The organism is Arthrospira sp. PCC 8006, assembly GCF_046480465.1.
GTDB classification, from domain to species: Bacteria; Cyanobacteriota; Cyanobacteriia; order Cyanobacteriales; family Microcoleaceae; genus Limnospira; species Limnospira platensis.
The window spans coordinates 1-10,418 of sequence record NZ_PKGG01000194.1 but is presented as its reverse complement, the minus strand read 5'-3'; the positions used below and the strand labels follow the sequence as shown (position 1 = coordinate 10,418).

Below are 10,418 nucleotides of genomic sequence, written 5' to 3'. Positions count from 1 at the left end.
GTTACTCTCAACCTTACGTTATACTCAAGGGGTTCATGACTTTCCCTCTTTTTTTTCGCTCAGTTTTGACCTTGAGTCTCTCTGCCTTATCTGGTTGTCGAAGCCAGATGTTGAGACACATAGATAGTTATGGGATGGTCAGGGGTGCGAATCCCTTATATTCCACCAAGGGGTGGAAGTCCCACTAGGAGGTTATTTCAGGCATTGCAGCCCTATTTCACTCCTAAACGTCTCGCACGCTATCACACCATCTACTCCAACCGTCTTTTTGCCTTGACCCGCTTGGGGGGGCGGGTTTATTAAGCTGACTGTTGGGAAGCATGGCTGACCGTGGAACCCGCCCCTACAGTCGCACTGCTAAGAGTCGGGCATAATATGATTTCACCAATAGACGTTGYCACCTTCTGGCCTTCGCGTCCTGTCCCGATTTAGCTGCTTGAAATATCCTCTTTTGGAGCTTAAAAACTTTCCGCTGAACCTTAGCCCATGGGATAGCTTTCCATACGTTATTCATAGTCTTGATTGGTTTGGATTTCTCGAATCCTTTCTTTCAACTCGCTTGCGTCATTTAAACACCCACTAGACTCTATTCTTACAATCAAACCGTGACCTGTTAGCATATCCCGTCCATTACAGCCGGGCGTTGGCTTTTGGTCATATCTCACATCCTCTAGGACTTGCGGTTACACTTATCCCTACTAACTACCTCGACCAGATACTCAGAGTCCAGGAGGACTTAAAACGTTCCGTTTATATGGGCCTTCCATCTTTAGATTTGTCCTCAGAACCGGGGTACTTTAAAGGTCTGTGTAGGTAGTATAAGGAGCCTCCTACTTTTCCCCTTACTCTTTTGAGCGCAGCGTTTCAACCTATTTCGCTACTTGATTCTTACGATGGTTCAAGCCGGACATTCGGTCTCCCTAATCATGGATGGTTGGCAGTGGTCTCGTTTCTGATACTAGGTTGTATCTCGGAGCCTTCCGTTCCCCGCTTCAATCCTGGGGTTATGATTCCCAAAACTGGGGGTGGCTATCGCCGTTACTCTCTACTCCCTGATTTCTCAGTTGGTTTATGACCTTGAGTTCCCTGCCTTGCTTAGATTTCTCCAAGCGTCGGGACATATAAACAGTTATGGGGATGGTCAGGAGTGCGTTCCTTATATTCAACCAAAGGGTTGAAGTCCCCACCAGGCGGTTATTTCGGGTATCTCAACCCTATTTCATGCCTGAACGTCTCGCACCCTTAACGGGAGTCGTAATGCGTGACATTGAAGATAGGGAAAGGTTCACGGTAAAGGTTTAGTCGTCAATCCTGATCATCTTGAACTCCCTCAATAATGCGAGACAACTCACTTTTTTCATTAATAGAAATTCGGGTAGGAGAACCACCAATAATGCGTTCGTAATCCCTAAACGAGTCAGTAATATGGGGACCATGTTCGGTGATAGTATATTCCCGAATACCCTTATCATGCCAAGAACCGCGCATTTTAAACACATTAATAGCCCTAGACATTTGACCGCGAATTTCTACATACTGAAGCATCAGAATGGTGTCAGTAATAGTCGAAATATGGGAATCTGTAATCGAGTGTGAACCCATAAACTGGTCAGTTGTATTGGTAAAAAATCCCGTAATTTCCTCCTGTTTAGCATATCCTGTGACAGCAATTACAAACTGTCGAAAAGCATTACTACTAACTCCCCTAGCTAAAGCCGAAAGAGAATCGATCGCAATGCGGGAAGGTTTAAACTCAGAAATTTCCGAGCGAATAATTTGCAAATGGTCTTCCAAGCCTGTAGACTCAGGATAACTACAGATAATTTTAAGTAATCCCTTACGTTCCATCGCTTCAAAATCAAGTCCCCAAGAGTGAGCATTTCGCAACAATTGAGCGCGTGATTCTTCATAAGCAAATAGAATAGCTCGCTCATTACTTTGACAGGCGTTATTAACAAAAATACTCACCAACAGAGTCTTACCAGTTCCCGTAGCACCAGTCGCCAGAATAATGGAATCTTTAAAAAAGCCACCGCCGCACATTTCATCGAGAGTTTTATCACCAGAAGAAACCCTGATATTAGAAGACCGTTGAGTAAGTCGCATAGCACCGAGGGGGAAAATACTAATCCCATTTTGAGTAATCGTAAAAGGATATTCTCCTTTCATGTGAGTAGTGCCGCGTAACTTCAAAATTTCGACGGTGCGGCGACGGCGTTCTCCTTCCAAAACATTTCGGACAATCATGACATTATCGGAGACAAATTCCTCCACACCAAAGCGAGCGACCGGACCATATTCTGATTCTCGCTCGGTGGTCATAATGGTGGTAGCTCCCACTTGCTTTAAACGAGCCACTAATCGGAAAATTTCCCGTCGCACGACTCCGGCGGCTTCATATTGTTGAAAAATCGCGGTTACGGAATCAATAGAAACCCGCTTGGCTTTATATTTGCGAATCCCATACTGTATGCGTTCAATGAGTGCTGACAGGTCAAAGTTACCGACGATATCTTGACCTTCTGGGTCGGGGGAGGCATCAAGAATAAATAATTTACCCTCATCAATTAATCCCTGTAAATCCCAGCCAAAACTGGCGGCATTTTTGATAATATCAGTAGGAGCCTCTTCAAAGGTTACTAAAATACCAGGTTCATCAAAATAGGTGATACCATTGTAGAGAAATTGAACGGCAAATAAAGTTTTACCTGTACCGGAAGTGCCACTGATCAAGGTTGACCGACCTGCTGGCATTCCCCCATGACTGATATCATCAAATCCTTCAATCATAGTGCGGATTTTTTGGACACTAATTAATTTCCGTTTATTGGGTTCTGATCCGAGATTACTATTGACCATAATTATTGATTTGAAAAACGTTGTAATCTGAGTATTCTATATGTCCCCATGAACGGGATCTCTGAAAATTGGGTTATATAGATCTAGGCTTTGGTATTGTACTGCATTAAGGGAATCGAGAATAACCACAAGGTAGATATCAAAAATTGGCTATTTTTTGTTCCCGGTTGCATTGAGCCTGTGGGTTGCTATAACTGTTATTTATCATAATCTGAGCTGCATTAGTGGGAATATGATCACCTGGAACTTCTCGGTGGATAGCCGGAGCAGTTGGAGAGGCAGGGATCTCTTCCCACAGAGACCTGAACAGCCACAGAATAGCAAAGGGTCTCCCCTAGCTGAAAGTTAGGGGAGCAACGGTAGCCAATTCGGGTTGATGGCTGACCTAGAAGTTATAATCGTCGTCTTCTAATTCTTCATAGAGTAAATCTAATCCAATCAACACTTTTTCGCGATCGGAGAGGTCGCCAATAATTTTCCTCACTGGTGGTGGCAGAATTTTCGATAAAGTCGGTGTTGCCAAAATCTTATCCTCTTCGGCTAGTTGAGGATTTTTTAGAACATCGATAACTTTGAGAGCATAAACCCCTTGAAACTCTTGTTCCAAGATATCTTTAAGGGTTTTGAGGGCTCTAACTGAGTTAGGGGTATTCCCAGCGACGTAGAGTTTAAGAACATAAGTTTTCTTCAGAGGAGTCATAGATATATCTACCGATATCAGATGAAAATTTGGGGGAGTAACAGAAATTTTTTTGACATTAGACCGATGATGAAATTGACAGGGATTTTTACCTGGTCATTCTCCCCATGACTCACGGGGTATGGAACGACGATACATTTCGCATAAATGAGCTAAAGTGTCAATCAGGGTAAGTCTGTAGTCCAGTAAAACATCTTCACTACGTCCCTCAAGTTTGAGTTGTTTAGAAAAATTATCCATCAAATCCATGTGAATCTCAACAATGCGAGTCACTGGAATATCCCCGAAAAACGCTGTGTTAACGTATTCGTCAATTTTATTATTCAAATTTTTATCGTTGGCAAAATAGCTTAAAACAATTTGGCGATACTGAGATTTAAGCTGTTCCAACAGCTTCTGACGATCTGCTTTGGACAGGTTTCTCAGAAAATTTTTAGGATTTCTCTTATAATACACACCTAGATATCCTAGTCGCTCATGTAATTTGTCCATGAGTCTTCGCTGCTGGCGAACAATGAAATTAGTTAACTCTGTGGGGGTATCTACAGAGGATGATTCATCGGTCAGACGAGTGGTGACAGCATGGGTAATAAATTGGCTAATGGCTTTATCAATATATCCTTGAATTAGATGAATTTGTTGACCTTTTAACTGGACTTCTGTTGAGGAAAGTATGTAATTCTCGGAGGGTTCAGTTAGGCTAGGCTGGACTACAGGGCACTGCTCATCAGATATAATGATTAAGGTGGGGATGGAAACTAAGTTTTGCTGGAGTTTATTAACTAAACTCTGCCACTGAGGCGACCACTCCAGAATGAGACAGTCAAGTTGGTGTTTATGTTCTATTACATATTCTATAAATTCCTCTTGGGAGTCGGGTTTAATAATTATGTAGTGTTCTTTTGGCAAATAGGACGACACCGACTGAGATAACTCAATCGATGGGATAAACATACATATTGACAGTTGCAGACTCCAAAGGTGGCTCGGTACTGCGGCTGGCTTTTCTGGTTCCTGTTCAATCAGAAGCTCTTACTCCTTTGATTATTGATTCTGGTTGGTGTAGGCCGATCGCTTACACTAGGGTTTACTGGTGTTTTGAGGTTGATGATACTTGATTAATAGGCTAAGGTTTCTAGGGTTTCCCGTAAATAGATGCGTACCTGTTGGTCAAGATTGAGATTCTGGAGATTCTCCCGAGAATTGCGATCGAGCTGCCAACGCTTGAACCCTGAACTGGTGGCGATCGCCTGTTTGAGATCAGACCAGATCTGAGAGTCCCGGCGGTTCATTGCAGCATCAGGGTTCCAGAAAATTGAGGTTGAGTGAGCCATGACGGTACATTAACTAAACAGTGGTGGTGGCTCTACCTGATTGGCCTGGATCAGACATAATATCAGGCTGAACCTATCTCTTATCATAATGACAATTTTACAAAAGTTTAAGCTAATCTCTGCATAATTGGTGAATTGATCTGGGTTATGGTCCATCTGAGTGATGAGGCTATGACGTTTTTTCGGGGTTGGGGGTGATGGGTAAAATGCGATCGACTTTCCAGCCAACTATGGTAAATCCTTGGCTAATCTGATCGGGTGATAGGGGATTACGCTGATTTAGCTGTGATTTGGAGGTCAAAAATACTAATAGTACACTGATCGGCACTTGGGTAAATAGGTTACATCCGCAGAAGGCTATGGCTGCGATCGCTAAACCCAAAATCCTCCAATTCGGAAGTATGGAGGCGACATCGGTAGCTAGGGGTGCAATGCGGTACAATTGCCACAAAATCGGCAGCAGCAAAACGGGGGTAATTATGGCAAAACCCTGATGGCGTTGGGTTTTAAAACCTGTGAGAATCCGCTGTTGTTCTGTGGTGAGTTGTTCTGGCTTAATGGCGATCGCCAAAATGCTATATATATAGAAGGGCCTAAACCACTGCATCCATAGCACTGGCACTATACCCAGGACTGCCACCAGTAAAAACTCTATGGTGACAGGAAATACAGGATAACCCACGGCAAATCCCAATAGGCACAATCCTAGCCAAATGGGAAGAGTTGCCAATCCGGCTAAATGAATCCAGAGAAAGGGATCGAGTCTAAACCGTTGCATGATGGGTTATTCTGTACTCCTGAAGGTTGATGGTGGCAGGTTTGGCTATGATCTAGTTTGTTGTCTAAATAGTCGGCAAAACCTGCATCTATTTAGGATGATCATACAACAAATAGGGGAAAACTCATATCATATTCAGTGGGATCGGATTGGTGGCGGTAACAGTGGCGCTCTAGGATAGTAGTTTGGGATATAATGGAGAAGAGGCAAAATGTGGATCAAAATCAATGTAATTCTGATCGGGGTTTCCCTGATTTATATGATTGCTCCTTTGGCGATCGCTATTCTGGTGATCGCGTTGGCTAATATTTTCGAGTGTTCGGCCACTGGTATGGATTTTCAATGTCCAGGTAGCCCCTGGTTAGGACAGTTACTAACCACTATGGGAATGCTACATTGGTTCGGTGTATTTACTATCGAGAATGGAGCTATTATCGCTATCATCTTGACTGTGGCTTTGAGTGTACAAATGTTTTTACCCAGGTTTATCCGTTAGATTAAATGGATTAGGTCGCGAATCATCGTTAACGTTTATAATTTGTGATGATGGACCACCTTCATATAGAATCTACTCTCCAAGATTTAAGGCTGTATGATATCCGAACTGATATCAATCAACCGGGAAATGTGCTGGCTAAAATTTTTGAAAATGATGGCAGTCTTCCCGGCGTTATACTGTATAATTTTGATGATTTCGTGGGGATAATTTCTCAGCGACAATTCTGGCGCACCCTCAGCCGTCCCTATGGTAGAGAACTATTTTTGACCCGTCCTCTGCGGTCTATGTACCGTTTTTTAAGGATTCAACCTTTAATATTACCTGCTAATGTTTTAATTGCTGAAGCCGCAGGTGCAGCCTTAAAGCGTTCGACCGAAGAACTGTATGAGCCTTTAGTGGTACAGATTAATCAGGGCTATTTTAGATTATTAGATACTCAACAATTACTAATGGCTCAATTATATGTTCACCAATTGTCAATTGAACTGTTAAAAAAGACAGAAGCACAGCTACAAGAAACCAACCTGGAACTGGAAATGTTGGTGAATCTTGATCAGCTTACCCAAATCTCTAACCGTCGGAGATTTGATGATTTTCTACAGGTAGAATGGGAGAGACATTATCGAGTCAGACTTCCCATATCTTTAATTATGTTGGATATCGATTACTTTAAATACTATAATGATTATTATGGACATCAAGCCGGGGATGATTGCTTAAAAAATGTCGCCCAAATTATTAATCAAAATGTTGATCAGTCTAATGCTTTAGTGGCTCGTTATGGGGGGGAAGAGTTCGCGGTGGTGTTACCTGAAACTGATCTAGAAACGGCGGAGGCGATCGCTGAAAAAATCCGTCTAGCAATCCAGGATAAACAACTCCCTCATATTCAATCAAAAGTCTCTCCCTATGTATCTATCAGTTTAGGTGTCAGTAGTCAAATACCAACTTATTTAACCTCAATTAAAACTTTAATTGCGGCTGCTGATGCTGCTCTTTATGAAGCCAAACAACTAGGGAGAAATCGGGTTTTTAGCTTCTATAGCGAATTAGTTTAATCAGAAAGCAACGGTTAGGGAGCCAGATGGGGGATATATAGGTGATAGAGCATGAGAAATTTTACCCATTATTTTTTGTGGGATAATCTGGGTAATTTTGTCAAGGGAATTGCCGAAATATTTACAAATCTCAACAATAAATATAAGAATCATTGCATACCATGATCAAATGGTTATTTAAGTGGCAGACTGAATCACTAGAGTCCATAAGTATCGTCTAGGAAAATAGGTGTTTTTACTCGGTACTGTCGATAAATTGGCAGATTGAGACTATCACCAGAACCCGTGATCAGTAATTATAAATAAGGGAGAAAATTGTATGAAATTAGCCTACTGGATGTATGCAGGACCTGCTCATATTGGGACACTCCGCATTGCTAGTTCTTTTAAGAATGTACACGCAATTATGCACGCTCCTTTGGGGGATGATTACTTTAATGTAATGCGATCGATGTTAGAACGGGAAAGGGACTACACCCCAGTAACAGCTAGTATCGTAGATCGCCACGTCTTAGCGCGCGGCTCCCAGGAAAAAGTGGTTGATAATATTGTTCGTAAAGATCGGGAAGAAACCCCAGATCTAATTGTTTTGAGCCCTACCTGTACCTCTAGTATTCTGCAAGAAGACTTAGCGAATTTTGTAGAACGCGCTCAGTTAGACGCGAAAGGGGATGTGATGTTAGCAGATGTTAATCACTATCGGGTTAATGAATTGCAGGCGGCCGATCGCACTTTACAACAAATTGTACAATTCTATACTGAAAAAGCTCGAAAAAAAGGGGATTTACCAGAAGAAAAAACGCCGCAACCTTCTGTTAATATTCTGGGAATGTCTACCCTAGGTTTCCATAATCAACATGATTGTACTGAATTAAAACGGTTAATGGCAGATTTGGGAATTGAGGTAAATGAGGTCATCCCGGAAGGTGCATCAGTTCATAACCTCAAAAATCTATCTCGCGCTTGGTTTAACTTAGTTCCCTATCGGGAATTGGGAATGATGACGGCTGAATATTTACAGGCTGAATTTGGCACGCCTTATGTTGATATAACTCCTATGGGGGTGGTAGAAACTGCGCGGTGTATCCGCAAAATTCAAGAGTTAATTAATGCTCAGGGTGCTAGTGTTGATTATGAAGAATATATCAATAATCAAACTCTGTATGTTTCCCAGGCGGCTTGGTTCTCTCGTTCGATTGATTGTCAGAATTTAACTGGTAAAAAAGCGGTGGTGTTTGGGGACAATACCCATGCGGCGGCTATGACTAAAATTCTGGCGCGGGAAATGGGGATTCATGTGGTTTTGGCTGGAACTTATTGTAAGTATGATGCGGACTGGTTTAAACAGGAAGTTAGCGAATACTGTGATCAGGTTTTAGTTAGTGATGATCATGGTGCGATCGCCGATGCGATCGCTAATATTGAACCGGCTGCTATTTTTGGCACTCAAATGGAACGCCACGTTGGTAAGCGTTTAAATATCCCTTGTGGTGTCATTGCTGCGCCTATTCATATCCAAAATTTCCCCATTGGATATAAGCCATTTTTAGGCTATGAGGGAACTAATCAGATGGCTGATTTAGTGTATAATTCTTTTACCTTGGGTATGGAAGATCACCTATTGGAAATCTTCGGAGGTCATGATACCAAGGAAGTGATTACTAAGGGAATTTCGGCTGATTCTGATTTGAGTTGGTCTAAAGATGCTCAGGCTGAATTAAATAAAGTTCCTGGTTTTGTGCGGGGTAAGGTCAAGCGGAATACGGAGAAATTCGCCCGCGATCGTGGTTTTCAAGAAATTACCCTAGAAGTGATGTATGCGGCTAAAGAGTCCGTTGGTGCTTAGTAATATATCAGCCAATTCCCCCTAGGTTACATTCCTCACCAGAAACCAATCTATATGGAGGTTGATATACTGGTGGGGAATTTTCATGAGTTGATGTGAGGGGTTGACCGGACGGAAAGCAACTCCTACTAACTCTCCGGGGTGGAGGACTGTTTCCCATTGGTATGAGGAAAATGCTAGACTAGCATTAACACAAATTAACCAAGGTCATGGAGAGTATGGAGAGTTATGAAAATTATAACACCATTGGTAGGATTGGCGCTAGTGTTATTGGGGATTTATTTTCTCGGTCAGAATATCATAGTCGCTACTAGGTTTTCACTCAATTTGTTCGGAAGTATGTCAACGGCTGGGAGTGTTTTGCTGATGGTTTCCGGTTTGGTGGCTTTGATCTCTTTTCCTAGGGAAACTGGAAATTTGGGTTGGATACTGCTATCGCTGGGAATTATCTTGGTATTTCTACACGCCAGAATTATACTGCGTCCTAGCAGTTTATTGACATTTTTGTTGTCTATAAGTTCAATTTTGGTGGGTTGTAATTTATTGAAAACCCGAACTACTAGATTTTGATAGGGAGACTTGATGACTTTTACAAGGGGTATCAAATACTCTGCTAGGGGGGGATTATTTATCTGATTTGGCGGTTGATTTCATCAATTTTGGCGAGAAAATAATCCTCTTTATGTTGGAGTTGTTGGGCGAGTTGTAAGGCTCTCTGAAAGGCTTGTAATGCTTGGGAATATGCTTGCTTTTGCCGATGAATTTCTCCTATATTATCATAGGTGTTCATCATAGCAAAAAAATTGAATGACCGCTGATTAACCAGTAGTTGAGCTTGATATAATTCTAAGGCGGTTTGAGTTTGATTTTGGTCAACATAAAGTTTTGCTAATCGCGCAAGGGCGATACTAGCATTCTCAAATTGTTGGATATTTATGGCAAATTGATAGGCTTGTTGATAGGCTTCACCGGCTTGTTGGAATTGACCGAGTTGTTCGTGGTTGGTGGCGATCGCTATTTTTTGGTCAGCAATTGGGACTAAGTTAGACTGTCTAAGATGATATTCAACCAATTGTTCACGAGTGGCGATCGCTTCTAAAAGTTCCCCCATTTGCTCATAAATAAATGATAAATTTCGGAGAGATTGTAATAGGGAAGGTGGGGGGTTTCCGTTTTCTATTGGTGGTGGCGGCGGGGGTAGTTCTCCCCGTTGGCGCAGGTTTTCAATCTGTTGTTGAGTTATGAGTAATTCTCGGTAAGCCGCCGCCGCTTGGGGATAGTCTAACCAGTTAAGATAAATCAAAGCGATCGCATTTAACCATCCTTCGTTTTGCCAGATATTAT

At 42.2% G+C, this 10,418-nt stretch carries 9 protein-coding genes and 3 pseudogenes; 4 read left to right on the top strand and 8 right to left on the bottom strand.

What is annotated here, in order from left to right; all coding sequences use genetic code 11:
* Nucleotides 1-243 precede the first annotated feature (243 nt).
* From B9T16_RS21540 to B9T16_RS21510, 7 genes and pseudogenes are all read right to left on the bottom strand, one after another.
* Nucleotides 244-322, bottom strand: a pseudogene (locus B9T16_RS21540) (HNH endonuclease); the annotation flags it as partial.
* An 87-nt stretch (nt 323-409) separates the two neighbouring features.
* Nucleotides 410-514 (bottom strand): annotated as a pseudogene (locus B9T16_RS21535) (reverse transcriptase N-terminal domain-containing protein); the annotation flags it as partial.
* A gap of 791 nt (nt 515-1,305) precedes the next feature.
* A complete protein-coding gene (gene kaiC / locus B9T16_RS21530) occupies nt 1,306-2,859 on the bottom strand; it encodes a circadian clock protein KaiC (RefSeq protein WP_006618254.1) in 1,554 nt (517 codons plus the stop codon).
* 385 nt (nt 2,860-3,244) lie between these two features.
* Nucleotides 3,245-3,559 (bottom strand): circadian clock protein KaiB, encoded by a 315-nt coding sequence (gene kaiB, locus B9T16_RS21525; RefSeq protein ID WP_006618253.1) that lies wholly within the window; start codon nt 3,557-3,559, stop codon nt 3,245-3,247.
* 96 nt (nt 3,560-3,655) lie between these two features.
* Complete coding sequence (locus B9T16_RS21520; protein ID WP_410245713.1) at nt 3,656-4,513, bottom strand: circadian clock protein KaiA; 858 nt, start codon at nt 4,511-4,513, stop codon at nt 3,656-3,658.
* Between the two features lie 164 nt (nt 4,514-4,677).
* Nucleotides 4,678-4,893, bottom strand: a complete 216-nt coding sequence (locus B9T16_RS21515) for a hypothetical protein (RefSeq protein WP_014276423.1) — start codon at nt 4,891-4,893, stop codon at nt 4,678-4,680.
* A 169-nt stretch (nt 4,894-5,062) separates the two neighbouring features.
* On the bottom strand, nt 5,063-5,671 hold the full coding sequence (locus tag B9T16_RS21510) for a low-complexity tail membrane protein (RefSeq protein WP_152088698.1): 609 nt from the start codon (nt 5,669-5,671) through the stop codon (nt 5,063-5,065).
* Between the two features lie 211 nt (nt 5,672-5,882).
* On the opposite strand from B9T16_RS21510, the gene B9T16_RS21505 reads away from it, so the two are divergent.
* The 4 genes from B9T16_RS21505 (at nt 5,883) to B9T16_RS21490 (ending at nt 9,644) form a co-directional block, all read left to right on the top strand.
* Entirely contained in the window at nt 5,883-6,167 is a 285-nt protein-coding gene (locus B9T16_RS21505; protein ID WP_006618248.1) for a hypothetical protein, read from the top strand.
* A gap of 47 nt (nt 6,168-6,214) precedes the next feature.
* Nucleotides 6,215-7,228, top strand: coding sequence for a GGDEF domain-containing protein (locus tag B9T16_RS21500; RefSeq protein WP_234933364.1), 1,014 nt, complete (start codon nt 6,215-6,217; stop codon nt 7,226-7,228).
* A 319-nt stretch (nt 7,229-7,547) separates the two neighbouring features.
* The gene (bchB, locus tag B9T16_RS21495) at nt 7,548-9,074 is read left to right on the top strand and encodes a ferredoxin:protochlorophyllide reductase (ATP-dependent) subunit B (RefSeq protein ID WP_410245712.1); all 1,527 of its coding nucleotides are present in this window, start codon (nt 7,548-7,550) and stop codon (nt 9,072-9,074) included.
* Nucleotides 9,075-9,302: 228 nt separating this feature from the next.
* A complete protein-coding gene (locus B9T16_RS21490; protein ID WP_410245711.1) occupies nt 9,303-9,644 on the top strand; it encodes a hypothetical protein in 342 nt (113 codons plus the stop codon).
* A gap of 58 nt (nt 9,645-9,702) precedes the next feature.
* On the opposite strand, the pseudogene B9T16_RS21485 reads toward B9T16_RS21490, so the two are convergent.
* A pseudogene (locus B9T16_RS21485) lies at nt 9,703-10,418 on the bottom strand (hypothetical protein); the annotation flags it as partial.

Coding starts and splice junctions, on each gene's coding strand:
- kaiC (WP_006618254.1), bottom strand. CDS start 2,859: ATGGTCAATAGTAATCTCGGATCAGAACCCAATAAACGGAAATTAATT.
- kaiB (WP_006618253.1), bottom strand. CDS start 3,559: ATGACTCCTCTGAAGAAAACTTATGTTCTTAAACTCTACGTCGCTGGG.
- B9T16_RS21520 (WP_410245713.1), bottom strand. CDS start 4,513: ATGTTTATCCCATCGATTGAGTTATCTCAGTCGGTGTCGTCCTATTTG.
- B9T16_RS21515 (WP_014276423.1), bottom strand. CDS start 4,893: ATGGCTCACTCAACCTCAATTTTCTGGAACCCTGATGCTGCAATGAAC.
- B9T16_RS21510 (WP_152088698.1), bottom strand. CDS start 5,671: ATGCAACGGTTTAGACTCGATCCCTTTCTCTGGATTCATTTAGCCGGA.
- B9T16_RS21505 (WP_006618248.1), top strand. CDS start 5,883: ATGTGGATCAAAATCAATGTAATTCTGATCGGGGTTTCCCTGATTTAT.
- B9T16_RS21500 (WP_234933364.1), top strand. CDS start 6,215: ATGATGGACCACCTTCATATAGAATCTACTCTCCAAGATTTAAGGCTG.
- bchB (WP_410245712.1), top strand. CDS start 7,548: ATGAAATTAGCCTACTGGATGTATGCAGGACCTGCTCATATTGGGACA.
- B9T16_RS21490 (WP_410245711.1), top strand. CDS start 9,303: ATGAAAATTATAACACCATTGGTAGGATTGGCGCTAGTGTTATTGGGG.